This window comes from Caulobacter segnis ATCC 21756, from assembly GCF_000092285.1.
Lineage (GTDB): Bacteria > Pseudomonadota > Alphaproteobacteria > Caulobacterales > Caulobacteraceae > Caulobacter > Caulobacter segnis.
Genome location: NC_014100.1, coordinates 472,953 through 498,451, shown reverse-complemented (window position 1 = coordinate 498,451; position 25,499 = coordinate 472,953). Strand labels below are relative to the sequence as shown.

The following is a 25,499-nucleotide window of genomic DNA, read 5'->3' as shown; positions in this document are numbered from 1 at the left end:
CCCCTCACGCGATCGCCGCGCGCTCGATGGCGTCGGGATCCGGATCGAACCGGGTCTTAGCGTCGAAGATGAGCGTGGCGGCCCCTTCCCGCGTCACCGGACGCCAACGCGGCAGGCCGGCGTGGTTGGGATCGCCGCTCCGGGCGAAGGCCACGAAGGCGTCGGCCACCTGGGCGCTCAACGCGCGGGCGTCCTGCCCCCCGCCGGTCATGGAGTCACAGCGGTCGGTGTTGGCGAAGGCGAACGGAATATCCAGGCAGTGGAACGCCCGTGGCCGGCCATCCAGCACCGGCGAGCGCCAGTTGAACCCGTACAGATAGGCCGGCGCTCCGCCCTGACGGGCCTTGGTCGCCGCCTGATCGACCGCGGCCTTACGGATCGGCGCGGTGGCGATGCGAGACCACAGATCGAAGGGGCTGGCGTCAGGCGTCCGCTGGCGGAAGGCCGCCACGAGGCTCGCGCCCTTTCCGGGCAGGAAGCGCTCAGCCCGCGCCGTCAGCTCCGCCAAGCTCATCGCCTCGACCTCGGGGTGGTTGATCCCGTGGACAAACTCGTTGAGCGTCGTGCCGACCATCAGCGGCACGTCGGCGGAAATCGCCGGCGCGTCCGGATGGAAGGGACAGGTCGGCAGGATGGCCCCGTCGACCACGGGCGCGAAGTCGAGGTGATCGGGGATAAGGCGGGCGTCGACGAAGCCGTCGAACGGCTTGTTGACCCGCGCCCGGACCCGTTGCCCCGCCTCCAGAAGGCGCGCGTGCGGCAGGGTCTGGAGACGAGCGACGTCCGAAGTCGAGAGGCCCAGTTCAGCCAGGGTCAGATCGGTCAGGCGGCGCGCCTTCTCCTGGGAGACGGCGCGGCTGAAGGAGCCGCTCATGACGATGGCGCGGTGAAAGAGACCGCGGGCGGCGGGCATGCCCATCAGAGTCGAGACCTTAGCCCCTCCCCCGGACTGACCGAAGATCAGAACCCGGTCGGGATCCCCACCGAACTGGGCGATGTTGTCGCGAACCCACGCCAAGGCGGCGACGATGTCGAGCATGCCGACGTTGCCAGACTGGGCGAACCGCTCATCGCAGTGGGACAGGTCCAGATAGCCCAGAACGTTCAGGCGGTGATTGAGCGTCACGACCACCACGTCCCCCCGGCGCGCGAGGTTCTCGCCATCGAACGCCGGCAGATCATGGCCGGAGCCGGCCGCGAAGCCGCCCCCGTGGAGCCACACCATGACCGGCCGTCGTCCGGAGCCCTCAAGGCCCGGCGTCCAGACATTGAGCCTCAGGCAGTCTTCGCTCTGGACGGCGTCGTTCCATTGAAAGACGAAGGCTTCCTCATCGTTGAGGCGGCCTGTTCCCTGATCCTGGGGGCAGATTGGGCCATAGTGGCGAGCGCTGCGGACGCCCTTCCAGGGCTCCGGCGCGCGCGGCGGCAGAAAACGGTTTTCCCCGCCGGTCGGACCGGCGTAGGGCACGCCCTTGAAGGTGAAAATCCCGCCGCGAACATAGCCCGCCACGCGGCCGGCGGCGGTCGAAGCCTGGGCCAGGGCGCCGCCGGCGGCCAGGCTGAATGGCGCGGACTTGGTGGCGGCCGCGGCCGAGCCCGCCGCCGCGCCTTGGACGCCCGCGATCAGGCCCGCGCACGCGAGAACGGACCGGCGGCCCACGCCGAAGGCGCGACGATCATCGAACAAGCCGCTCACGGTCAAACCCTCCCAGGCCATCGCGACGCCACAGGGCGGCGCGTTCGGTTTGGAGAAAAGAAGTCGCGGGGGAAGCAGCAGGGGCTCCCCCCGCGCGGGGAATGAACCGCGTCGGCCTCTCGATCCCACGAGCGGCGCGCGGCCCCCTCAGTTCGGGGAATCGTCAGGCGGCGGGACCTTCGCCCCGCCGCCCGCTCGGTCGGGCCTAGTTGAAGTCGAGGCTGAGGTTCACGCCGATGGTTCGCGGGCGCGGCCCCGCCAGCAAGGTTGGGCCGTTCGCGGCGGTGGGGCCACGCTCGTCCGAGAGGTTCTCGCCGAACAGCTTGACCTCGTAGGCGCCCTTTCGAACCCCGACGCTGGCGCGATAGAGCTGATAGGGATCGAGCGTATTGACGGTGGCGTCGCTGTTGCGCGCCCGGCCGACAGCGGTGGCGGAGGCGTTGGCGAACACGTCGTAGAGCCCGACGCTCTTCTGATAGTTCACGTCCAGACGCCAGTTGTAGGGCGGCGTGTTGAACAGGTCCTCACCGTCGCCGTTACGCGGATTGGCGGCGGCGAAGGCGGGGATGACGTTGGTGAACTCCGAGGTGTTGACGTTGCCGATCAGGGTCAAGTTGAGCCCCTTGACGGGGGTGTCCCACGACGCCTCGATATCGATGCCTTTGGTCTTGGCGTCGCCAAGATTGGCGAAGGCCGAGAGCCCGATCGACGTGTTGAAGGCGCTCTGAAGGTTCGTGTACTTGATGTCGTAGGCGCTGATCGACAGATGCAGCCTGTCGTCGAACAGCTTGCCCTTGGCTCCGATTTCGATGTTCCGCAGCTTGTCGGGCGTCAACGAGATACTGGTCGGCACGCCGTCGGCGATCACCGCGTTGGCTTGGGCCTGCGACTGCAGGATCCCGCTCCGGAACCCGGTGCCCGCGTTGAAGAACAGCATCCACTTGTCGGTCGGGTAATAGGCCAGGTTCGCCCGCCAGGTCAGGGCGTCCGGTTTGGCTTGGCTGGTGATCAGCTCGCCGTTCGTCACCGATTCCGACGAACGATCGTCCTTGAAGTAGCGAAGGCCAAACAGCGGCACCAGCTTGCCGTCCATCAGGTCGTAGCTGATTTCCGAGAACACCGAGGCGTTCTCGGTGCGGGTGATGGTGCTGCCGCCGAGCTTCAGGCTGGGGAAGTCCAGGGAGAAGGTATAGAGGCCCCGGGCCTTCTGGTAGAAGGCGCCGCCCACCCAGTGCAGCGGGCCGTCGCCCGAGGTCGCGAGCCGGAACTCGTTGACGAAACTGTGGGCGTCACCGCCGTTGATCAGCGTGCCAATACCCAGCGGCGCGCCGAGATTCAGGGCCACGCCAAAGCCGCCCGGCAGCGACTTCTGATAGGAGGTGGCGTTCGTCAGGGTCAGACCGTCGAACTCGTGGGTGATCGTCCCGGAATAGTAGTTCGCGCGCCGGCGATCATAGCCGCTGACCGTGCCCTGGTAGGCCGCATAGGGCGGATCCACCGAGTTCATGACGTTCAGATAGTCCTGATCGGTGCTGAACCGCCAGGCCCGCAGCCGCACGGTCGAGCGGTCGGTGGGCTTCCACAGCAGCACCGCCTGAAGGTTCTTGGCGACCACGCCGTTGGCGTCGGTCTTGTAGGGCGTGCCCGTGGGGGCGCCCTGGTAGATGTCGTTATAGCCCGCCCGCTTGTCGTAGCCGCCGCTGACGCGCAGGCCCAACTTGTCTTCGATGATCGGGATCGAGACCGCTCCCGCCACGCGATAGTTGGGATCGCCCGCGTCGCGCGTGCCCGACAGTTCGCTTTCGGCGGTGAAGCCCATGCGGCTGAGACTGGGGCTCTTGGTGCGATAGATGATGGCGCCGCCCATCGAGCCCGAGCCGTACAGCGTGCCCTGCGGCCCGCGCAGAACTTCCACCCGCTCGATGTCGAAATACTGGAGGGGCGGGGCGGCCTGGTTGTTGGGGACACCAAAGGGGGTGTCGTCCAGATAGTAGCCGATCATGCCGTCGCCGACCGGACCGCCGGCGCCGGAGCCCCGGAACGAAAAGATTCGATAGCCCGCGCCGATCTCCTGCGCCTGCGACGCGCCGGGGATCATCTGGATCAGGTCCGCGCCGTCTCGAACGCCGCGCTCGGTCAGGACCTTGTCCGAGAAGGCCTGAATGGCGACGGGCGCGCGCGCGATGACCTGGGACCCGCCCTTGAGCGCGGTGACGACCACCTCGTCGAGCTTTTCTGACTCGGTCGTCTCGCCCTGCGCCTGTTGGGCCAGGGCCGGCCCGCTGGCGGCGAAAGACAGACCCGCCAACGCCGCCAGGCTCACGCCGCGCCAAAGCGCCGAACGCGAACCCGCGTGGAATGAAGTTTTTCTCACGACGATACCTCCCCTTCTTATTGTTTAGCGTCAAAACCGCAATCGATTGCCACTTTCAGTGGCGTAGATTTCCGCGTGAACTGCTTCGCCCGCCGCGTCCGCGTCAGGCGAAGGCGGCGCGCAACCCGCTCATCCAGGCGGCGGTGAACGCCTTGGACGGGCGCGACTGTGGCGCGATGAAATCAAAGCCGTGATACGCGCCCGGCGTGAGGTGAAACTGGGTCGGCACGCCCGCGAGGACCAGGCGCCGGGCGTACTCCAGATCCTCTTCGACGAAGAGGTCGATGGCGCCGACGCCGATGAAGGCCGGCGCCAGGCCGCGAAGGTCGGAGAGCCGGGCCGGCACGGCGCCGTGGGGCGGCTGCCCCTGGCCGGCGGGCGCCCCCAGGAAGCTCGTCCATCCAAACCGGTTGCCAGCCTCGTCCCAGCCGATACTGCCGATGAACGGCGGGACGCGGCGCGTGCTACCGGTCCGATCGTCGAGCATGGGATAGATCAGGACTTGATAGCGCAGCTGGACTTCGCGGCGGTCGCGCGCGGCGATGGCGACCATCGCCGCCAGGCCGCCGCCGGCGCTCTCGCCCATCACCGCGATGCGATCGCGATCGACGCCCAGGGCATCTGCGTTGCGATGCACCCACGCCAGGGCCGCGTAGCAGTCCTCGACCGGTCCCGGGAAAGGCGTCTCCGGGCAAAGCCGGTATTCCACATTGACCACGAGACAATCCATCTCCGCGGCGATCGTCTGGCACAGAGGCGTGGAGTCCTCGGCGCGTCCCAGGATGAAGCCACCGCCATGGATGTGCAGCAGCGCCGGCCGCGCCTTGCCGCGAGGGCCGGCGCCGATCACCTGGACCGATACGTCCGGCCCGCCGGGAGCGCCCGGAATGACGCGGCGCTCCACTGGAGGACTCGCCAAGGGCGCGGGGGGCGGCGGAATCCGCGCCCTCAAGGCCTTGAGCTCGGGCAGGGTCCACTCCGGAGAGGGCCTAGCCAGCAGGGCGCGAGCGCCCTCGCGCAATTCCGGGTCGACGCGGGCCAGGATATCCTCGCCGCCCTCGCCCACGGCGGCCGCCAAGGACTGGCCGGCGCCCGCGGCGAACGCCGCGCCCAGCATCATCGCGTGCAGATCGCGTCTCGATACAGTCAAACCGGCCTCCCCGACTCCGAACACTTCGGTTCTTGCACCAAGTGATCCCTGAAAAAGCAATCGATTGCAACCCCTCTAGAGAAGGAACTTGCAATCGATTACCCAAGACGCTCTAGTTCGCCCCAGCCAAGGCTGCGGCGCGCAGCAAAACAGGGCTAGGCGGCTAACAGCCAGCCATAGGGAGAAAACGAGATGGAAACGCGAAACGCGCGCGGACGCGGTGTGGCCAAGGCGATGATGATCGCTCTCTGCGCTCTGGCGGCCGGCGCCGCCTCGGCCCAGGATCGCAAGCCGTCGCCGGTGAAGGTCGATCCCGACGGCACGGTCCACGCCCCGGCCATGAGCGTTCCGGTCTCAAGTCTGCTTTCGCCCGAGGGAAAGGCCTACATGGCCGAGCACCTGCGCCAGATGCAGCAGCCGGAACTGCTGGTGCAGAAGGACGGGGTTCCAGTCTTCATGGAGCCGTACCTGGCCCGGCAGCGTGTGCTGTTTCCCCACGAGAGGGTCGACACCAAGATCGGGGGCGTGCACGTCTACGACTACACCCCCAAGGCAGGCGTAGCGCCCGAGAACCGCAACCGCGTCCTGATCAATCTGCACGGTGGCGGGTTCATGGGATGCTTCCAGGGCTGCGGCGAGCTTGAGTCGCTGCCCCTGACCAGTCTGGGACGCGTTCGCGTTGTCGCGGTCGACTACCGCCAAGGCCCGGAGCACCGCTTCCCCGCCGCCAGCGAAGACGTGGCCGCGGTCTATCGCGAGCTTCTGAAGACCTATCCGGCCCAGAACATCGGCATCTATGGCTGTTCCGCCGGCGGCATGCTGACAGGCATGTCGGTCGCATGGTTCCAGGCGCACGGCCTGCCAAAGCCCGGCGCGATCGGCATCTTCTGCGCGGGCGCGACCTTGTCGTCCTCGGGCTTTGGCGGCGACGCGGACTTCTTCACCGGCCCGTTGGGCGACGCGCGTCCGCCCGCGCCCTGGCCGCCCGTGCGCCCGGCCTCCGATAGTTCGGGCATGCCCTATCTGGCCGGCGCGAGCATCAAGGACCCGCTGGTGTCGCCGACCGCGTCGGACGCCGTGCTGAGCCAGTTCCCGCCGACGCTCCTGATCACCGCCACGCGTGGCTTCGAGCTGAGCTCGACGGTCTACACTCACACCCAGCTCGTCCGCCTGGGCGTCGAGGCCGACCTGCATGTCTGGGAGGGCCTCTTCCATGGCTTCTTCTACAACGCGGACGTTCCAGAATCGCGGCAGGCCTACGACGTGATGCTGAAGTTCTTCGACAAGCACCTGGGCCGCTGAGCGGGTTTCCAGGACAGGAGCCCACCGATGTCTAAGGCCAAGCCAGGCGCGCTGAAAGGCGCGCCGAAGGGTTGGATCCAACTGACCGCGCCGTCGGGGCGCGGTCAGCTTTACGTCCTTCGCGACTTCGCCTCCCGCCACCTTGCGGCGCGCGATCTCTATGTGTGGAGGCCTGATGGGGCGGACGAGGACGGCCCCCTGCCCGTGCTCTACATGCAGGACGGCCAGAACCTGTTCGAAGCCCGGCTGGTGCCGTTCGGCGTGGCCTGGGAGGCCGACGCCAGCCTGTCACGGCTGATCGACGCCGGTCAGGTCGCGCCGACCCTCGTCGTGGGCGTGGCCTGCACCAAGGACCGGTTCGCCGAATACGCCCCGGCGCTGCTCCTCGACCAACTTTCCTCTCCGGCTCGTCAAGCCGTCCTCGACGCGTGGCCCGGGGCGCCGAAATCGGCGGCCTACGCCCGGATGCTGGTCGAGGAAATCAAGCCGCTCATCGACGCGACCTTCCCGACCCGACCTCAGCGCGAAACCACCTTCATCGCCGGCTCGTCGATGGGCGCTGTCGTGGCCAGCGAACTGCTCGCGCGCCATCCGGACATCTTCGCCGGCGCGGCCCTGCTGTCGGCCCACTTCAGCCTGTTGCCCGTGACCGAGACCGAGCGCCTGCCGGAAGGTTTCTCCAAGGACGTCGCGAAGGCTGTCGGCCTCTTCGCCCAGCGCCATATGCCGCGCGCGGGCTCGCACCGCCTCTGGCTGGATCGCGGCACGCTGAGTATCGATCGGTTCTATCCGCAGGCGCACGCGGCCCTGGTCAGCGCGCTCCTCGCGCTGGGCTATGTGGAAGGCGTGGACCTGAGCGTCCGCGCCTACGGCGGCGCCAGCCATGACGAGGGCGCCTGGCGCGAGCGCCTGGACGAGGCGCTCGCGTTCCTGCTCCGCCCGCGGGGCTAGACGGCGGCCTGCTTCGCGCTCGCGGTCGGCCCCGTCGAGCGCCCCGCCCACAGCACGCAGAGCGCCGCGGCTCCCATCAGCACGCCGCACAGCATCAGAACACGGCGCGGATCGCCGCCCAGCAGGCTGTCGAAGTACAGGGGCATGGTCACGGCGTTGAGCAGCATCGGCGTGACGATCATCATGTTGAAGATGCCCATATAGACCCCGGTTCGCTCGGGCGGGATGCTCTCGGACAGGATGATGTAGGGGTTGCCCATGATGCTGGCCCAGCCCAATCCGACCCCGATCGCCGGGAGGAACAGCCAGGCCTTGTCGGCGACATGTGGAATGGCGAACATGCCAAGGCCGGCCGCCAGCAGGCAGAAGGCGTGCATCACGGGCGCGCCGTACCGCCGCGTGAACGGCACCATGGCGAAGGCGGCGACGAAGGCCACGCCGTTGTAGAAGCCGCCCACCTGGCCGTTGTCCAGAACGGCCCGACGGAAGTTCTCCGACAGCGGATTGGCCTCGTCGTACACCGACCGGCTGATCGAATAGATCACGTAATTCCAGTAGCCGAACATCGCGTACCACTGGAAAAGGCTCATCCAGGCCAGCCTGCGCATCGTCGTCGGCATGGTGACGATGGCGTCCCAGATTTCGCGCAGGGTCGCGGTGACCGTCAGCGGCAGAGCCTTAAGCCTCTCCCTCTGGTCCTCGCTCAAGGGCAGCTCCGGCACACGGAAGATCGACCAGAGGATCGTCGTCAGCGAGAGCACCGCTCCGACGGTGAACGCCAGTCGCGTGATCACCGGAATATTGTGGGCGTCGACGGCGTTGATGTCGAAGCCGATGATGTTGACCATGAAGGTCGGCGCCAGATAGGCCAGCATCTGGCCAAGCCCGGTGAAGGCGCTCTGCGACAGAAAGCCGAAGCGCCGCTGCTCGGTCGACAGTCGGTCGCTGACATAGGCCCGATAGGGCTCCATGGTGATGTTGTTGCCGGCGTCGAGGATCCACAGCAGGCTGACCGCCGCCAGGATGGTCGGCGAAAGCGGCATGAAAAACAGGCCGATGGCGCACAGCACCGCCCCGAACACGAAGTAGGGCGTCCGCCGTCCCCAGCGCGAGGCGGTGCGGTCGCTCATCGCGCCGATGATCGGCTGGACCAGCAGACCCGTCACCGGACCGGCCAGCTGCAGAAGCGGAATATCGGCCTCGCGGGCTCCCAGGTAGGAGTAGATCGGCGCCATGTTGGACTGCTGCAGGCCAAAGCTGAACTGCAGCCCCAGGAAGCCGAGGTTCATCTCCACGATACGAAGCCAAGGCAGCCTGGGCTTCAGCGCGTCTTGCATCCTGGTCTCTCCGTGGACGCGACCACCGCGTCTCGATCATCTTGTTTTGCGGGCGAGGGCTCGCGGCAGGAGGCGGACCTCACCCGGCGAGGGTGCGCTGGAGCCAGCGGTCGAACAGGTCCAGCCACAGGCCGTCGGGCGCGTTGGGCGATCCCAGGCCAAAGCCGTGTCCGCCCTCCTCCAGCAAATGCGCCTCGGCGCGGACCCCGGCCTTACGGAGGGCGTCCAGCATCATCAGGCTGTTTTCTGGAGGAACGGCGGTGTCGTCCAAGGCATGGGTCAGGAAACACGGCGGCGTCCGGGCCGAGACATGTCGCTGGGGTGAGCGGCGCGCGACCTGATCGGCGCTGGGCGAAGCCCCCAGCAGCGACAGGCGCGTCTGAGGGTTGGTGTCGGGGAGCTCCAACGTGATCACCGGGTAGATCAGCCCGACCGCCGCAGGCCGGGCGCTGAGCGCGTCCGCCGCATCGCTCGCGGGATAGAGGGTCTCGGCGTGATCGGTCGCCAGCGAGGCGATCAGGTGCCCCCCCGCCGAGAAACCTAGAGCCGCGACCTGCTCAGGCTCGAAGCCGAACCGGGCCGCCTGGGCGCGGATGAGCCGCATGGCGCGCTGAGCGTCCTGAAGAGGAACGTCCGAGAAGCCGCTCCAGCCCTCGGCCGGAAGTCGGTAGATCAGGACAAAGACGGTGTAACCCCGCGCGGCGAGCGCCTCGGCGACCGCCGCGCCCTCATGGGTGCCGACGACGAAGCTATAGGCGCCGCCGGGAGCGACCAGGATCGCCTTGCCGTTGCTCTGGGCCGGCCGGAACACATGCAGCGACGGCTTGGCGACATTGCGGAAGAAGCCGGGGGGAAAGCCGGCGGGAACCGGCTGGGCCTTGAACGGGCCGTTCGGCGGCGCCCCCGGCCAGAGCGGGATGACCTCGGCGCTCAGCCAGCTGGCGGGCAAAGGGCCCAGCGCGGGCGGCGGGACGAGGGGCTTGCGATCAGCGAGCGCCGGGCCCGCGCCGACAACGGCCAAACCCGCGCCCAGAACGAAGCGCCGCGACATCGCCAGACGGCCTTGCGTCATCATGCTCATGAAGGCTCTCGAGGTGTTCAAGTCCAAGTCCCCGTCAGGCCGTGAAGGCGGTCTTGAGGGCGGCCTTCCAGGCCCGCGTGAAGTCGCGCGAGACGCGGGCTTCGGGCGCGACGAAATCGAAGGCGTGGAAGGCGCCGGGAACGACCACCAGCTCTGTCGGCACGCCGGCCAGCACCAATCGCCGGGCGAAATCGAAGTTCTCCTCGACGAACAGATCGATGTCGCCCACGCCGATGAAGGTCGGCGGCAGTCTCGAGAGATCGGCCACGCGCGCGGGCGAGGCGCCGGCCGGCGCGCGAGCGCCGCCCGCCTCGCCACCCAGGAAGCTCTCCCAGCCGAAGCGATTGGCGGCGGCGTTCCAGCCGATGGTTCCCACGTGCGGCGGCGGCATGCGTGTCGCGCCGGTGCGATCATCCAGCATCGGATAGAGCAGGATCTGGCCGCGCACCGGAATCTCGCCGCGATCGCGCGCCAGAAGGGTCAGGATGGCCGCGTGCCCTCCGCCGGCGCTCTCGCCCATCACGACGATCCGAGCGGGATCTACGCCCAGGCGCGGAGCCTCGCGGTGAAGCCAGGCCAGCGCGGCGTAGTTGTCCTCGACCGGCCCCGGATAGGGCGTCTCGGGCGCCAGACGATAGTCGACATTGACCACGACGCAGTCGAACTCGGAAGCCAACTGCTGGCAGAAGGCGGTCAGGTTCCGCGCCCTCCCCGAGACGAAGCCGCCACCGTGGATATGCAGGATCGCCGGGCGGAGCTGGCCCTTCGGCGCGGCGCCGATCAGCTCGACGGGCACGCCCGGATCGCCACGCCGTCCTGGGACCGTCAGGAGCCGAACCTCGGGCGCCTGGAGCAGCGGGGGCGGAACCCACAGCGCGCGGATCGCAGCCAGGTTGGCGCGGGTCATGGGCGCGGAGGGCTCGCTCAGCACCTGAAGCGCCGCGGCGCGCAATTCGGGATCGACGTGCGAAAGGTCGGCGGGCCCGCTTGGCTCGGCGATCAACTCCGCCCCCAGGATGGATCGCGGCATATCCAGAACTCCTCCCAGGGCGCGCCGCCACCGTCTTCGGGCGGTCGGCTCGCGGCAATCGTTTGCCCGTCTTTTTGATAAGGGATTGTCCCAGGCCACGCAACGCGGCCTGACGTAGGCTGAACCCGGCTGAAGGGGATGAGCGCCTTGACTTCGCGCCCATCCCCTTCACCGCCTGTCGCGCTAGCGTGACGCCACACGGAGGCGGAAGCCGAGGGTTCGCGGCGTTGGGCCGGAGCCCGACAACGGCCCATTGGTGCCAACGAAGGTCGGGCCCCGCTCATCAGCCAGATTGTTGCCGACGAACGCGAACTCCCACGCTCCGCGCCGCACCCCGATCGTCGCGCTGAGCTGGTCGTAGGGGCGGGTCGGAAACCCGTTGGTCTGCAGGCGGTCGCCGCTGTGGCTCAGCGCCAGATTGCCGAACCCTTCCAGATCGTTCGCCAGGTCGCGGCTGTAGTTGATGTCGATGCGATAGTTTTGATCCAGCGTATTGATCAAGCGCGCGCCGGGGCGAAGCAAGGGCTGGGCGGCGGCGACGACGGGATTGACGCTGTCGTACTTGCTGTCGTTGAAGTTGCCCACGAAACCCAGAGCCAGCCCCCTGATCGGCGTGCGCCAGTGCAGCTCCAGATCGACGCCCTTCGTGGTCGCGTCGCCGAAGTTGGCGAAGCCGTTCACGCCGTTGATGCCGCCGGTCACCGAGGTCTGAAGGTTGGTGTACTGTAGCTGATAGAGATTGACCCCGACGGTCCAGGCCCGATCGTCGCTACGCCACTTGAGGCCAAACTCGTAGTTCTTGGACTCTTCGGGATCGAGGGCCACCGAGACCGGCACCCCGGCCAGGGTTAGGGATTCGACCTGGACGCGGGACTGCACGATGCCCGGGCGGAACCCCGTGGCGGCCGAGACGAACATCGTCAGATTGTCGTTGGGCAGATAGGCCAGGTTCAGGCGCCAGGTGTTGACGCTGGCCTTGGTGGGGACCTTGGCGGTCCCGTCCGCGAACGAGCGATCGTCATGATAGGTCCGGAGCCCGACCAGGGGCACCAGCTTGCCGCCCATCAGATCGTAGCTCACCTCTCCAAAGAACGCGTAGTTCTTGGTCAGCGTATTGTTGCTGGCGTTGATGTTGGCGGTGGGTAGAACCAGCGCGTTGATCTGCGGACCTTCGCCGTCTTGGTAGGAAGCCCCGGCGACCCAGTGCAAGGGCCCGGAGGTCGTGGAGTTCACGCGGAGCTCCTGGGCGAACATCTTGGGCAGGAAGCGGCTTGAGAACGATCCGGACGGGGACAGCGGGATTTTGATCCCGAAATCACCCTCCAGATTGCTGGTCGCGCTGGTCAGCGAGAACCCGTCGAAGTCGACCTTGGCCGCAAGGCTCCAGAGCTTGAAATCCCCATTCGAGAAGCCTTGCTGACCCGCGGTGTTCTCGAAATAGGGCGGCTTGACCGAAGCCGTGAAGCCCGTGAAGTCCTGGCGGGGCTGGAAATGCCAGTACTGAGCGCGGATCTCGACGTTGTCGCTGGGACGCAGCAAGGCGACCAGACGCAGGTCGTCGTTCTTCGCCTTGTTGACGCCCTTCTGGTCGGGCGTGCCGTCATAGGGACCGTAGTACGCGTCAGCCCACCCCGCATCGCGCGACGTGCCGCCGCTAATGCGGATCGCCAGGCGGTCCTTAACGATGGGAACCGAGACCGCGCCGGAAACGCCGTAGTTGAACCCTTCGGCCCCGACCGTGCGCGACCCCTCGCTTTCGGCGGCGTATTCGATGTCGCTGAGGTTGGGGTCGCGGGTGTGGAAGATGAATACCCCGCCCGAGGACCCTTGGCCGTAAAGCGTGCCTTGTGGTCCGCGCAGCACCTCCACGCGATCCATGTCGATGAACCGCACGGGCGGCGCGATGCCGAAGTTCGTGACGATGAAGGGAACGTCGTCGAGATAGTAGCCCAGCGGCGAGTCGCCGTTCTGCGTGACGCTGCCCCGAAGATTGTAGAAGCGAGAGCCGACCGACTGCCGAAAGCCTTCGAAGGCCCCAGGGATCGTCGAAACCAGGTCGCCGACGGTGGCGATGTTGCGCGCTTTCAGCTCCTCGCCCGAAAAGGCCTGGATCGCCATGGGCACCGTCTGGAGCGCCTGCCCGCCGGTCTTGGACGCGGTGACGACCACCTCCTGGACGGCGTCAGTCGCCTCCGGGGAGGTCTTTTGACCGCCCTCCTCCGCGCTCGAGGATTGTTGCGCCTGCGCGACGCCCAAAGGCGCGCACGTCATTAAGGCCGCCGCGCTGACCGCGAGCCACTTCAGATTTTGCATTCCCTCAACCTCCCCAACGCCTAGCGCGTTGCTTCGCTCTTCCCCCGCTCGTCGTTGGCGGGAGTTACGCCCGAGCCCCGTTGAAGGCGCTGCTTGGCGACTGAAAGCACAGTGGCCCGCAAACGATTGCCGGTCAACCAGACTCGTGCCCCACTACCGAAGGCGAGGCAAAACCTCGGCTACATCCCCATAAATCTCGAATTAGGCTCGACCTACGCCGCGCGGGCCTAGCAGGGCGGCACAAAGCCACGACGGATCGACAATCGATTGCCGATCTGTCTGTCGACGAACGCCTCCGACAAGTCCGCGACGCGAAAGCTTGCGGGCGAGACCGGGACCTCGCTTCTCCGTTCGAAGAGCCTACGCGCCTGGAGCCGAGGAGGCCCGTGGGGTCAGGGTCGGCGTCAGAAGCACCGACGGCGCGTCTTCATCACGCATAAGCGCCAGAAGCGTGTCGACCAGCGCCTCGGCGCCCTTGCCCAGATCCTGGCGGATCGACGTCAGGGGCGGCAGGGTGTGACGCGCGATCTCCAGATCGTCGAAGCCGACAACCTTGACGTCCGAGGGCACCGCGCGACCGCGCTCCGCCAAGGCTTGAATCGTCATCATGGCGATGGTGTCGGACGCGGCGAAAATGCCGTCGACGCCGTCGGCGACGCCGAGATATTCGGAGATGGTCGCCAGGGCCATGTCCGGCACGAAATGCACCGGCAGCAGGGCGCCCGCCACCCCCTCGCCCGCGGCCTTGATCGCTTCCCGGAAGCCGGTCAGGCGCTCTTCAACCTCGGGCACGTTGGAATCGCCAAAGAAGGCCAGTTTTCGACAGCCCTGGGCCAGCAGGTGTTCCGTCGCCAGCCGCCCGCCGAGACGGTTGTCGCTGCCGACGGTGTGATAGGCGTGCCCCTCGATCCGCGAGCCCCAGACGACCATCGGCCTGTAGGACTTGGCCGCCTCGTCGAGAACCAGCGCCTGATCGGACTGACCGATGACGATGATGCCGTCGACGCGGCCTGATTGGGCGATGCGGTCCAGCCAGTTACCGTCCGTGGGGACGACGCGGCTGAGGAGCACGTCATAACCATGGTCGGCGAGCCGGTCGGCGACGTGACTGATCAGGGTCATGAAGAAGGGGTCGGATAGGTGCTGAGTGCGCTCGTGGCCGAGCGGCACCACCACGCCGATGGCGCCCGTCCGCCCGATCCTCAGATTACGGGCGGTCATGCTGGGCTTGAACTGCAGTTCGGCGGCCAGCTTTTGAATGCGCTCGCGCGTCGCCGACGACAGATGGCCGGCGCCCGTCAGGGCGCGCGACACAGTCGCCGTCGACACGCCGGCGATCTTGGCCAGTTCCTGGATATTCTGAGGTCTGGCGCCGGCTGTCTTGGAGCCGGGCCTAGTCTTCGGGGGCAAGGCAACCTCGATGAAAGACGGTAAGCGGCTCAGCGGACGGCAAGGCCGCTTGTTCGTCAAGGCCGCCGCGCCAAAGCCCTTACCGGTTGAGTTAGTTCGATTCCGACGCCTGTTCGAGGTCCAGCAGCCCCTCAATGATCGCGGTCTCCGCGCACCCCGGCTTGAGCCGGGACGACACGACTTCGAAGGTGTGCTGCCCAAAGGCCTCGTCATGAGGAATATAGCCCGTCGGCGCTAAGCCGTTGGTCAGGGTCGCCATCATCGTCCGGCTTGAGCCGCTCCGAGCCTTGAAACGCAGGGCGATCGGGTTGAACACCTCGGCGTTCACCCCGGCGATCTCGATCCCGCCGATCCTGAGCAAGCTCAGACGGATCGGAGCCTCTGGCCCATCGACATAGGTCCCCGGATAGCCGGCCCGGCCTGTGTCGGTCCGCACGCGCCCCGGACAGACCACCGTCTTGGTCGCGCCAAAGATCCGCGGAACGACCTCCGGGCGGTCGAGCTCGTCGCGTCCGACGCGCAAGACCTCCTCCCCCAGGAGTTGCCCCATCGACTGGACCATCTGCCGCTGCTGCGCCATCAGCCGAGCGACCCGCGGATCGTTCCTGTCGAGCCCCACGCCACCCGGCGGCATGGCGTTGCTGATGTCCTCGCCCCGCTTGGCGTATTCGGCGATGCGGATGTTCCGCAGGTCGTAGGTCTGCTGGAAGAAAATCGGATTCTGGTCGCCCGCAGCGCCTTCGCTCCAGATCGCCACCGCGCCGTCACCGAGCGAGTCTTCGATGTAGCGGGAGGCCGCGCCGGGGATATCCCCGCTGACCTGGTCCAACTGGCCGTTCACCACCGCGTGGACCGCGTAGTTGTAGTACACGGCGATCGGCTCGCCAGAAGCCGAGGCGATACTGATCACCGCCACCGTCTTGTCCGATGGCCCCTCGTAGTTGGGCCCCTCCCACCACCGACGGGTCTTCGGATCGATGATGTTCCGGTTAATATTGATGTGAGAGACACCCTGGCCGTAGGCGATCGTCGCCGGCCGCAGCTTGGCCTCGGCCTGACGCAGGGCCTCGATGATCTTCTCATCGAGTTGCGGGATGGCGCGCGGAACGCTGTGGGAATGGGTGGCGGTCAACATCAGGTTGGCCGATGGGATGCCCAGGCTCTGCGCGCCCCGCGCCACCGCCATCCAGGTGGCGTCGGACATGGCGCCGATATCCACCGTGACCAGGGCCGCCTTCCGGCCGTCATGCTCGAGCACCGCGGCGCGCGCGTAGATCGGATCATTGATCCCGTCATACCCCTTCGGAAGCTGGGTCTTGGCCGGCGTTATGTCGATACGGGCCGCGCCCGCTCGCAAGGACGCGGACGCTGGGGCGCAGAGCGCGGCGGTCGCCTGCAGCGTGGTCATCCCCACGGCCAGGGCCAGAATGGCGTACTTCACGTTTTCCTCCCGGTGCAGCGCGCTTGAGCGCGTCTTTGGACAATCGATTGCGGCGACGACCTGGCCTCGCCAAACCGGAGCCGGTCGCGCCCTAGCCCTGCAGCTTGGCCTGGTCGCCCCGCAGGCTTAGACGCAGCGTCGGCGCGAAGGTGGCGCCAAAGCGCCGCGAGCCGGTCGCCTCGGCGGCGCGCCCCCAGTCGTCGATGAAGCTGATCACCGACAGGTCCGGCAGCACCAGCCAGCTATAGGCCTGGCGCGGCGCGGCTTTAGGGTTGGCGAAGACCAGGCCCGTGCCGTTCAGGGGCCGCCAACCGTGGCTCAGACGATCGGAGACCATGCCGTAGAGCCCCGTCGGCGCTTGGCGAAGGCCGGGCGCGAAGACGTGGGTCTGGGTCGACCAGAACATGTAGTAGAGGCCGTCCGCCACGACGACATGGGGCCGCTCCAACTCGTTGTTGACCTCGGTCGCATCGATCAGCGGCGGCGCGAGACGCCAATCGTCCGCGACGCCCGAAGAAGACACCGCCGCGCCGATCACTCCATTGAACTCGGCGCCATTGGCCGCCGACCCGGCGAAGAACAGGTAGTGGCCGCCGTGGCGGGGATCATGGAAATAGGCCGGATCGCGGAAAGCCTTGATGGTCCCGACAACGCCCACGCCGCCGTCGCTGGCCATGTAATGGGCGGGGTCGCGCTCGACGATCTCGCGCAAGTCCCGCCAGCCGGAGAACCTCGGACGATCAGCGGCGATCTCGAGGGTGGCGCGCGCGCTGAACAGCCTCTGCTCGAACGTCAGGGTCGCCTCGCCGCGCCGGCCCGTGGCGGTGAAATACAGGGTCAGAGAGCGCTCGTCGGCGTCCAGCACGGCCGAACCGGACCATTCTCGACTGCCCGGAGAGAAGCCGTCCGGCATCGCCGGACCGAGGTCCGACCAGCCCATGGCGTCGCGCCGAAGTAGATGGATCCTCGCGTGGCCATGGCGAGCGTCGGGATCCTCGAAGCGCGGCGACGCCAGGGCCATCCAAAGCGTCATTCCGCCTTCAAACGCCATGGGCGCGCCGGATTGAATCTGAACAGGCCAGGCGTCCCAGATGTCGAGGTCGGCCGCGACGCGGACGATGTCCTTCTCGACGATCAGCGGCGCCGCGCTGACGTCTTGAAGGCCAATTCGCGCCACGTCGGCCGTCGCCCAGCGATCTGGCGCAGCCCACTCCGAACTGACCGCTGAAGGAATGACACTGGACATGCGCTCTCCTGGCCGGCTGGAGGACGGCGCGCTCCAGCACGGTCGGTGTAGAAGAAAGAGATCACGTTGGCAAACGATTGCCGTAAGCTTTCGAGCCGTCATTGATCAGGCCAGATCCCATCGTGGGCGCGCCCGTTTTCTATCAGCGGGAGAAGACGAGCCAGGTGCGCCAGCGCCTACGTCCCGGGCGACTTCCTCATCGGCTGTCGCTGCAACTTGGCCAATCCCAGCGTTAGGTTGCAACTGTTGGGACCGCTTAACACCGTCCGGCTAACCCATTGAAATGGAACGAAGCGGCAAATTCGCCAACTTGGGGCCACCACTTAACGCTGGCCCGGAAGCCCCACTCGACAAGCTAACGCTGTCCTCGAACCCGGAGCCCCGTCATGAAGCGCCTTTCGTTCAAGCGTCATCGCTTTCCGCCCGAGATCATTCGGCACGCGATATGGCTCTATTTCCGCTTCAGCCTGAGCCTGCGAGACGTGGAGGATCTGCTGGCTGAACGCGGCGTCGAAGCCAGCCGCCCGACGCTTCGGCGCTTACGCGCCGATGCCAACGCCGCTTGGGCGGCGGCTACCGCCTGAGGCGGTTAAGTATTCAGCCTCTCTGACCTGCCGCGATTAACGTGACAGCCCCTTTTTGTGGCGGTCGCGAACATCGCGGGCTGGGCGTCAACGCCTTGCCAGGACCTGGATCGCGAACGAGCGAGGACGCTCGACGAGCGCGAAGCTGGAGCCGGGCGAGGTGGGGAGCGAATTGCGATAGCTGGCGGTCGCCTTGTCGGTCAGGTTCCGGCCGATCAGCGCGATTTCCCATCTCCCATCGACGGGGGCGGCGGCGATGCGCAGATCGAATTTCGCATACGCCTTCTGCAGCAGTTCACGGTCCGCGGTTGCCTGGCCGTAGTAGCTCGACGTGAAGTAAACCAACGGATCGGCCCGGAGCTTGATATTGCCGACGGGTGCGGTGAGCGTCGCGCCGATGCCGCCACTCCATGTCGGAGCGAACGCTTTTCGCTTGCCCGACAGGTCCTGGATGCACGGGGCCGGCCGAGTCAGTTGCTGGTAGGACGTGCATGGACCGTCGGTGAAAGAGCGATAGACCGCGTCGAGATAGCCGATGTCGGCGCGCAGGGTGAACCACCGGCTCGCGCGCGCGCTCGCACTGAGATCGACGCCTTGCGAGCGCGAGGTCGCGACGTTCTTCACCAGGAAGATGATCGAGCCGTCCACGCGGAAGTCGGCCGTGGATTCCTGCAGATTGTCGTAGTCGCTGCGATAGGCCGCGAGATTGAACGAGACGGTCCGGTCGCGGGCTGTCCCCTTGATTCCGATCTCATAGGCATTGACTGTTTCGGCGTCGAACATGTTCCCGACGCTGTTGAGCGCATAGCCGCCCGCCTTAAAGCCATTCGCGTAGGACACGTAGGCCATGACCCGCGGGGTCACGTCATATTGCACGCTGGCGGACGGCATGAATTTGTCGTCGACGCGGCTGGGCTTGTCGAAAGGCCCGATCTCCGCGTCGAGACCGTCCGCGATCTGAAGCTGCACGGCGTCGGGCGCCGGAACGAACGTATCGAACGTCGCCGTGGGAAACGCGGAGCCAAACACGAGACTGCGCTCGGTTTGCTTGCTGACCCGGGTGTATCGAGCGCCGAGATTGAGCCGAACAGCGTCGGACAGCCGGACCGATGCGGACGCGAAGGCCGACTTCGTCTCCGCGGACTCCTCGAGCGCCCCTAGGTTTGCGAACGGCGTTTCCGCGTCGAAATAAGGCGCGCCAAGCAATCCGAGCGGCGCGAAATAGCTGCCGGAAAGCAAATCGGCGCTTAACTCGCCGTGCGCGTAGTAGGCGCCGATCATCCATTTCAAAACACCGCCACCTTCGGATTCCAGGCGGACTTCATTCGAAACGGAGCGGGCCACCTCTCCGTTGAACACGTTGTGAACGAATGGGGTGTTGGCGATCCCAGGATAGTCGACGGGAAACACCGTGTTCATCTGCGAGAAATCGTGGCGAAAGTAGCTTGAGATCCACTTGAGGTTCGCGCCCCCGATCCTCCATCGATTGGTCATCGACGCTTCGACAAAGTCGTAGTCGAAGAAGCTCGGCAAGACGCTGGCGTCGTAGTCCAGCCGGTCGTCGAGCGCGCCGCCGCTTGCGGCCTGTTGATTGGCGCATACGCCGATCGGATTTCCGAACGCGGCTGGCGGCGGACAGTTGACCAGCTGGTACTGGCTCTGCTCGGTATCGCGGTTGCGGCCATAGTCGACCCGGGCGTCGAGTTCCCAGATCGGGCTTGGTTCCCGGCGAACCGATACGCGGCCCACGAAATCGCGCAGATGGGGGCCGAGTTCGCCGTTCACCGCGTTCCGGGTGTAACCGTCCATGCCGGACAATTTTCCCGCAAGCCGGACCGAGAGCGTGGGACTGACGGGGGTGCTGATCGCCGCTTCGAGCGCATATTCGCCATCGGTGGGCGCATAGAGCGCGGTTGCATCATATTGGGCTTCGCGAGCCGGCTTCCGGGTCACGATATTGAAGGCCCCGGCGATCGCGTTGTTGCCGAAGAATGTGGTTTGCGGCCCCTTGAGCACCTCTACCCGCTCGACGTCGAAGAGCGAGGCGCGAATGGCCCTGCCCCGGCCACGATAAGCACCGTCGACGAAGGTGGAGACGGACTGTTCGAACCCCGCGTTCTCGCCCGAACCGACCCCACGAATATGGACATGGTCCGCGCCCGGCCCCGGCGAAACGCGCACGCCTGGAACCGATGCGGTGATCGCCGTCAGGTCGTTGAGGTTCCAGCTCTGGATATCGACGCCGCCCACAACCGAGGCTGAAATCGGAACGTCCCGCAGGCGCTGCAGACGTCCTTGAGCGAGCACTAGGATTTCATCGTAATCTGATGGTCGCGACGGAGATGGCTCCGTCGCGATTGGTACGGCGTGCTGGGCCAGCGCCGACGATACGAACGCCTGAACCGCCAGGAGCGCGATAGGCCCAAGACGACACAGCATCACGATCCCCGCCATCAATCCCCTCTTCGACAGCCATTCATCGAGACGGGGCCCTGCCTAGCCAGCCGCGAGACGGCTGTGCGGATATCCCAATCCGGGCGGGCGCTCAGCCCATAGTCGCAGAACATCGCTTTCGTTCAAGCCAGCGGACGCTCATTGTAGCGCCGTAGGGGCGGCCTTTAACCGATGGGACAACACGATGAAGATCGTCAGAACCGGATCGGCCGCCTTGAGCGGCGGCGTTCTATTGGACCTGCCCACGGCATATCATGCCTCGCCTCACCGAGGCCGAAGCCTCCCGCGCCGTTCAACCGGTTCACGAACGGTTCCAGGCGCTCGAAGCTGAGAACAGCGTTCCGGCGCGAGCGACCGCGACTGGCCGCCCCCGACGCCAAAGAATGAAGGTTCTTAGCGGTCCGGACCTGAGCACGCTGGAAAAACCCGGGCGGTGGACAGCGGCCAGGCGCCTCAAGCACCATCATTCGTCGACCCACTCGAACGAAGGCGCCAGCTTCCAACGGCGAACACCAATGACCGAGACGACCCTGTCGGCGCGAGTTTCGCAGTCGTTCGCGTTCGACGGCTTCCTATTCCTTCCGGACCGTCAGCTGCTGCTGAAGGACGGGGTGGCGGTGCGCATCGGCGGGCGCGCGCTGGACTTGCTGGCGGCGCTTGTTGAACGTCCTGGCGAAGTTGTCAGCAAGCGTCAGTTGATGCAGCGCGCGTGGCCCAATGTCTTCGTTGAAGAGTGCAATCTCAAGGTCAACATGGGTGGCTTGAGAAAAGCGCTCGGCGACGATGTTGGCGCGGCGCGGTACATCGCCACGGTCATCGGCCGCGGGTACCGTTTCATCGCCCCGGTCAGCGCTTCAACCTCGGCGGCGCCGACGACACCGCCAGCGCCCTCGCCGCCCCGGCTCCACAACCTCCCGCTGGGCGTCTCGCGCATTTTTGGAAGGGCGGGCGCGATCGAGATGATTGGCCGCGATCTGGATACTTCCCGGCTCGTCTCGATCGTTGGTCCAGGCGGCATTGGCAAGACGACCGTTGCGATCGCTGTCGCCGAGAGCATGATCGACGCCTATCGGGACGGCGTCTGGCTCGTTGATCTTTCGCCCCTTGAAGACGCTGAATTGGTCGCCAGCGCTATCGCCACCGTCGTTGGCATGATGGCGGATTCTCCCAATGTGCTGGCGACACTCTGCGAGCACCTTCGCGAACGCCGGATGCTGATCGTGCTGGACAGCTGTGAGCATCTGATCGGCCAGGTCGCCCATTGCGCAGGGACGATCCTCGCGGCCGCGTCCGGAGTCCGCATCCTGGTCACCACGCGCGAGCAACTGCGGCTCGAGGGCGAGCGGGTTCGGCGCCTCGGCGGGCTGGAGGCGCCGCCGGCTTGGCCCGACTTGGACGCGAGACACGCCCTAACCTTCGCGTCGGTTCAGCTCTTTACCCAGCGGGCGACGGATCAGCTCGAAACCTTCAGCCTGCGCGACGATGACGCGCGAGCGGTGGCGGAGATCTGCCGAAAGCTCGATGGCCACGCGTTGGCCATTGAACTGGTCGCGACACGGGTCGCCACATTCGGAATTCGAGGCGTCCTGCGGCAACTGGACGACCATCTCGGCCTGGACCTGGCGCGGCGCGGAGGCCCACCCCGCCACCAGACCTTGCTGGCGACGATCGAGTGGAGCTACCGGCTCTTGTCCGAGAAAGAGCGCGCCGTCATGCGGCGATTGTCGACGTTCGCGGGCGGGTTCGACTTGGAGTCCGGCTGCGCCGTCGCCGAGGACGAGACCATCGGGCGAACCGAGGTTCTCGAGGGGCTGGCCAGTCTCGTGGACAAGTCGCTGATCAGCGCCGACATCCGCGATGATGGCGTCGAATATCGCCTCTGGGACGCCACGAGGAGCCACGCGCTAAACAAGCTGGCCGCTAGCGGCGAGGTCGATGTCGTCAGGCGTCGTCACGCCGAGCGGGCATTGGCCATGGCCGAGCACGCGATGCTGGAAGGACGCCGGCTTGCGCAGATGGAATGGATAGCCCGTCATGCGCATGCGCTGGACGAGATCCGCACGGCGTCGAGATGGGCGTTCACCGCGCCCTTTTCCGCGGAGTTGGGCGTCAAGCTGACGATCGCGGCGATCCCGCTCTGGAAGCGACTTTCCCTGGCGGAAGAATGTCGCGCCGCCGTCGCCCGGGCCTTGGACGATCGCTTCGCCATACATCGCACGCCATCGCAGGAGATGGTTCTTCAGCAGACCTTGGCCTCCACCCTCCTCGATATCCAAGGAACCCTGCCGGAGGCGAAGGTCGCCCTGGAGTCAGCCTTGGCGATCGCCGTGTCGCTGGGGGATACGGCGCGGCAGCTGGAGTGTCTCCGAGGTCTTTCCGAGTACGAGCTTTGGACAGGAGACTCCAACGCCGTGCTGGCGCTCGCCGACAGAATGCGCGCCATCGCGGGCGAGAACGCCGAGGCCGCCGACGTCAGCGCCGATGTCGGCGCGGGGGCGGCGCTGGAATGGCTCGGCGATCTCGACGGCGCGCGGCGTCATCTGGACAAGGCCCTGAACCGAGAACGGCGCGACTACACCCGTTTCGACGATGAACGCTTCGCGTTTAACCAGCGCCTGCTGGCGCAGGTCAGCATGATCCATGTGCTGTGGCTGCAGGGGCTAGCGGACCAGGCCAAGACGACCGCGCACCGCATGATGGAGGAGGCGGAAGCCTCCCACTATGCCTGGTCCTACTGTTTCGCCCGATTTCAATCGGCCACGCTCTCTCTACACCTGCGCGACTATGCAACGGCGCGGCGCCAGATGACCGAGGGCATGGATCACGCGGCCAAGCATGGCATCACTTTCTGGCGCGGGACGGTCCTCGCGGGCCAGCATGCGCGATGGAAGCTCTACATGGGCCAGCTCGTGGATCTGGCCGAAATGCGCCTGGTGCTATTGACCATGCGCGAGCGCGGCTCGCGCATGTATTATCCACATCTGCTGACCAACTACGGCGAGGCTGTCGCGCGCCAGAGCGACTTGAGGGAGGGTCTGGCGGCGATCGATGAAGCCATCGCGCTCTGCGAAGCCACCGGACAGATCGTGGTCATCCCCGAGGTGATCCGCATCAAGGGCAATGTCATACGCTGGCAAGATCCGCCTCGTTGGCGACAGGCCGCCGACTGCTACCGGCGGTCCATTGACCTCGCTCGCCGCGACGGGACGCTGGCCTGGGAGATTCGCGCGGCGATATCTCTGGTCAAGCTGACGCGCGCTCAGGGCGGCGACACTGAAGCGGAAGACGCGCTCGACAGCGCCTACGGGCGCTTCAGTGAAGGATTCGGATCCGGAGACCTGGTTCGGGCCAAGGCCCTGCTGGACGCGCGGTAGTCCGATGGTTGGCGCCGCCTAGGCCAGGTGACGCCCCAGGAAAGCGCGCATGAGGTCCGCGATCTCGCGCCCATGGGTTTCCAGAGCAAAATGCCCCGCATCCAAAAAATGCACCTCCGCCTTGGGCAGGTCCCGCCTGAAGGCCTCCGCGCCAGCTGGTAGGAAAAAGGGATCGTTTGCGCCCCAAACCGCCAGGAGCGGGGGCTGACGTTCGCGGAAATACTGATGGATGCGCGGATAGAGCCCGATATTACTCGCATAGCTCGCGATCAGGTCTAGCTGGATGTCCGCGTTGCCCGGCCGCGACATAAGAGCGTAGTCCAGCCAGTAGGCTTCCGGAGCCACTTGGGTCTCATCCCGCGCGCCGTGGGTGTATTGCCAACGCGTCGCCTCCAGAGTGAGCATCCCGCGCATGACCTCGCGATTGGTCGGCGACGGGTTGGCCCAATAGGCCTTGGTCTGGGCCCATCCATCGCTGAGCCCCTCCTCGTAGGCGTTGCCGTTCTGCGAAACGATCGCCGTAATGGCGCCCGGTCGCGCCAAGGCCAGGCGAAGCCCCACCGGCGCGCCGTAATCGAAAACATAGATGGCATAGCGGGTAAGCCCGATCGCATCGGTGAAGGCTTCGATGGTCTTGGCCAGGCTGTCGAAGCTGTAGTTGAAATCCTCCGGAGCGGTCGAGAAGCCAAAGCCCGGGAGGTCCGGAGCAATCATGTGACAGCAATCCGCAAGAGCTGGGATCAGGTGGCGAAACTGGTGAGACGAAGCTGGAAACCCATGCAGCAGAAGAACCGTCGGATGCTCACGGCTTCCAGCCTCGCGGTAGAAGATCGAGACGTCGCCGACTTCGGCGCGCCTCAAGGCTGTCTCGAAGGGAATGTGTTTCGACATCGAGGATTCCCCGGGCCCCGGCGGTGTTGGGTTTCCCCCTCCGCCAGGGATGATGTTGAACCTTAGGCGCTGGCCCTAGCCACCGCTTGAGCCTTCTGAAAACTCTCCATCACCGCGGCGTAGTTGGGAGCCGCTAGGCCGTAGAGCTTGGCCAGTTCAGCAGCTTCGGGACGCGCCCAGGTGCGGTGCAACTCGCTAAGCAGGGCGTTGGCCGAGGTCGGCTTGACCCCGCCCTGGACGAAGCGGGCGAGGCTGGTCCGCGAAGCCATCTCGCTGGGATCGCCGGAGGCGTCGATGACGGCGTAAACGTCATAGCCGGCCGCGACGGCGTCCAGGGCCGGGAACATCACGCAGACGCTGGTCCAGACGCCAGCCATGATCAAGGTCCTACGGCCCGTTGCCCTGACCTGGTCGACAAAGTCGCCGTTGTCCCAGGCGTTCACCTCGCCCTTGCGCGGCACGTAGACGGCATGGGTCGCGATCTCGTGAATCTCGGGCATCAGCGGGCCGTTCGAGCCGGACGGCTCGGACGCGGACGTGATCACCGGAATGTTCAGCAGCGTCGCGAGGCGAGCGACCACCTCGACGTTGCGTCGGAGGTCCGCCACCGGGATGTCCTTGACGGTCTGGAACAAGCCCGACTGGTGATCCAGCAGCAGGATCACCGCATCTTCAGGATCCAGAAGAGCCGCGCCACCGCCGGTGGGCAGGACGCTCGACTTTTGCTTCGGCGACGTGGTCATGGAATTTCCTCGAAAGGCCCGCGCTAGGATGGGCATCCTTGAGGACGACCGGCGCAACCGAACCATTCCCCCACGCATGCGAATGATCCAGTAAATCCCGGTAAAGCGTCGCGCCGGTCAAA

16 protein-coding genes and 1 pseudogene are annotated in these 25,499 nt (G+C 66.3%); 4 read left to right on the top strand and 13 right to left on the bottom strand.

All coding sequences use genetic code 11. The annotated features are described in order from the left end of the window. Nucleotides 1–4: 4 nt before the first annotated feature. The 3 genes from CSEG_RS02390 to CSEG_RS02380 form a co-directional block, all read right to left on the bottom strand. Nucleotides 5–1,696 (bottom strand): carboxylesterase/lipase family protein, encoded by a 1,692-nt coding sequence (locus tag CSEG_RS02390; RefSeq protein WP_106907276.1) that lies wholly within the window; start codon nt 1,694–1,696, stop codon nt 5–7. A gap of 205 nt (nt 1,697–1,901) precedes the next feature. Continuing rightward, nucleotides 1,902–4,070: a TonB-dependent receptor gene (locus CSEG_RS02385; RefSeq protein WP_013077662.1), complete on the bottom strand. Its 2,169-nt coding sequence runs from the start codon at nt 4,068–4,070 to the stop codon at nt 1,902–1,904. Between the two features lie 103 nt (nt 4,071–4,173). Then, complete coding sequence (locus tag CSEG_RS02380) at nt 4,174–5,220, bottom strand: alpha/beta hydrolase (RefSeq protein ID WP_013077661.1); 1,047 nt, start codon at nt 5,218–5,220, stop codon at nt 4,174–4,176. 192 nt (nt 5,221–5,412) lie between these two features. Between CSEG_RS02380 and CSEG_RS02375 the strand changes: the two genes are divergently transcribed. Together CSEG_RS02375 and CSEG_RS02370 are read left to right on the top strand one after the other, a co-directional pair. Continuing rightward, nucleotides 5,413–6,522: an alpha/beta hydrolase fold domain-containing protein gene (locus CSEG_RS02375; protein ID WP_013077660.1), complete on the top strand. Its 1,110-nt coding sequence runs from the start codon at nt 5,413–5,415 to the stop codon at nt 6,520–6,522. Between the two features lie 27 nt (nt 6,523–6,549). Further along, nucleotides 6,550–7,473 (top strand): alpha/beta hydrolase, encoded by a 924-nt coding sequence (locus CSEG_RS02370; RefSeq protein WP_013077659.1) that lies wholly within the window; start codon nt 6,550–6,552, stop codon nt 7,471–7,473. On the opposite strand, the gene CSEG_RS02365 is transcribed toward CSEG_RS02370, so the two are convergent. The 7 genes from CSEG_RS02365 to CSEG_RS02335 all read right to left on the bottom strand — a co-directional run bounded on the left by CSEG_RS02365 (nt 7,470) and on the right by CSEG_RS02335 (nt 17,331). Further along, entirely contained in the window at nt 7,470–8,810 is a 1,341-nt protein-coding gene (locus CSEG_RS02365) for an MFS transporter (RefSeq protein WP_013077658.1), read from the bottom strand. The genes CSEG_RS02370 and CSEG_RS02365 overlap by 4 nt on opposite strands. A gap of 79 nt (nt 8,811–8,889) precedes the next feature. Beyond that, the gene (locus CSEG_RS02360; protein WP_013077657.1) at nt 8,890–9,891 is read right to left on the bottom strand and encodes an alpha/beta hydrolase; all 1,002 of its coding nucleotides are present in this window, start codon (nt 9,889–9,891) and stop codon (nt 8,890–8,892) included. 34 nt (nt 9,892–9,925) lie between these two features. Continuing rightward, nucleotides 9,926–10,921: an alpha/beta hydrolase gene (locus CSEG_RS02355; protein WP_013077656.1), complete on the bottom strand. Its 996-nt coding sequence runs from the start codon at nt 10,919–10,921 to the stop codon at nt 9,926–9,928. Nucleotides 10,922–11,104: 183 nt separating this feature from the next. Further along, entirely contained in the window at nt 11,105–13,192 is a 2,088-nt protein-coding gene (locus CSEG_RS02350; RefSeq protein WP_244264918.1) for a TonB-dependent receptor, read from the bottom strand. A gap of 402 nt (nt 13,193–13,594) precedes the next feature. Further along, nucleotides 13,595–14,644 carry a LacI family DNA-binding transcriptional regulator gene (locus CSEG_RS02345; RefSeq protein WP_013077654.1) on the bottom strand — a complete coding sequence of 350 codons (1,050 nt, stop codon included), beginning with the start codon at nt 14,642–14,644 and terminating at the stop codon, nt 13,595–13,597. A gap of 91 nt (nt 14,645–14,735) precedes the next feature. Continuing rightward, on the bottom strand, nt 14,736–16,085 hold the full coding sequence (locus tag CSEG_RS02340; protein WP_013077653.1) for a neutral/alkaline non-lysosomal ceramidase N-terminal domain-containing protein: 1,350 nt from the start codon (nt 16,083–16,085) through the stop codon (nt 14,736–14,738). 91 nt (nt 16,086–16,176) lie between these two features. Next, nucleotides 16,177–17,331, bottom strand: a complete 1,155-nt coding sequence (locus CSEG_RS02335) for a glycoside hydrolase family 68 protein (protein WP_013077652.1) — start codon at nt 17,329–17,331, stop codon at nt 16,177–16,179. 386 nt (nt 17,332–17,717) lie between these two features. On the opposite strand from CSEG_RS02335, the pseudogene CSEG_RS02330 reads away from it, so the two are divergent. Next, nucleotides 17,718–17,864, top strand: a pseudogene (locus CSEG_RS02330) (IS6 family transposase); the annotation flags it as partial. 138 nt (nt 17,865–18,002) lie between these two features. Here CSEG_RS02330 and CSEG_RS02325 read toward each other — a convergent pair. Continuing rightward, nucleotides 18,003–20,369 (bottom strand): TonB-dependent receptor, encoded by a 2,367-nt coding sequence (locus CSEG_RS02325; protein WP_013077650.1) that lies wholly within the window; start codon nt 20,367–20,369, stop codon nt 18,003–18,005. Nucleotides 20,370–20,884: 515 nt separating this feature from the next. Here CSEG_RS02325 and CSEG_RS02320 point away from each other — a divergent pair. Beyond that, nucleotides 20,885–23,743, top strand: a complete 2,859-nt coding sequence (locus CSEG_RS02320) for an ATP-binding protein (RefSeq protein ID WP_013077649.1) — start codon at nt 20,885–20,887, stop codon at nt 23,741–23,743. Nucleotides 23,744–23,761: 18 nt separating this feature from the next. On the opposite strand, the gene CSEG_RS02315 is transcribed toward CSEG_RS02320, so the two are convergent. Both CSEG_RS02315 and CSEG_RS02310 read right to left on the bottom strand, forming a co-directional pair. Next, entirely contained in the window at nt 23,762–24,634 is an 873-nt protein-coding gene (locus tag CSEG_RS02315) for an alpha/beta fold hydrolase (protein ID WP_013077648.1), read from the bottom strand. 62 nt (nt 24,635–24,696) lie between these two features. After that, nucleotides 24,697–25,377, bottom strand: coding sequence for an isochorismatase family protein (locus tag CSEG_RS02310; RefSeq protein ID WP_013077647.1), 681 nt, complete (start codon nt 25,375–25,377; stop codon nt 24,697–24,699). Nucleotides 25,378–25,499 lie beyond the last annotated feature (122 nt).

What these genes read in the sequence shown, in the direction of transcription:
- CSEG_RS02370 (WP_013077659.1), top strand. Translation starts at nt 6,550, where the DNA reads ATGTCTAAGGCCAAGCCAGGCGCGCTGAAAGGCGCGCCGAAGGGTTGG.
- CSEG_RS02360 (WP_013077657.1), bottom strand. Translation starts at nt 9,891, where the DNA reads ATGAGCATGATGACGCAAGGCCGTCTGGCGATGTCGCGGCGCTTCGTT.
- CSEG_RS02375 (WP_013077660.1), top strand. Translation starts at nt 5,413, where the DNA reads ATGGAAACGCGAAACGCGCGCGGACGCGGTGTGGCCAAGGCGATGATG.
- CSEG_RS02320 (WP_013077649.1), top strand. Translation starts at nt 20,885, where the DNA reads ATGACCGAGACGACCCTGTCGGCGCGAGTTTCGCAGTCGTTCGCGTTC.
- CSEG_RS02325 (WP_013077650.1), bottom strand. Translation starts at nt 20,369, where the DNA reads ATGGCGGGGATCGTGATGCTGTGTCGTCTTGGGCCTATCGCGCTCCTG.
- CSEG_RS02355 (WP_013077656.1), bottom strand. Translation starts at nt 10,921, where the DNA reads ATGCCGCGATCCATCCTGGGGGCGGAGTTGATCGCCGAGCCAAGCGGG.
- CSEG_RS02315 (WP_013077648.1), bottom strand. Translation starts at nt 24,634, where the DNA reads ATGTCGAAACACATTCCCTTCGAGACAGCCTTGAGGCGCGCCGAAGTC.
- CSEG_RS02335 (WP_013077652.1), bottom strand. Translation starts at nt 17,331, where the DNA reads ATGTCCAGTGTCATTCCTTCAGCGGTCAGTTCGGAGTGGGCTGCGCCA.
- CSEG_RS02350 (WP_244264918.1), bottom strand. Translation starts at nt 13,192, where the DNA reads ATGACGTGCGCGCCTTTGGGCGTCGCGCAGGCGCAACAATCCTCGAGC.
- CSEG_RS02310 (WP_013077647.1), bottom strand. Translation starts at nt 25,377, where the DNA reads ATGACCACGTCGCCGAAGCAAAAGTCGAGCGTCCTGCCCACCGGCGGT.
- CSEG_RS02365 (WP_013077658.1), bottom strand. Translation starts at nt 8,810, where the DNA reads ATGCAAGACGCGCTGAAGCCCAGGCTGCCTTGGCTTCGTATCGTGGAG.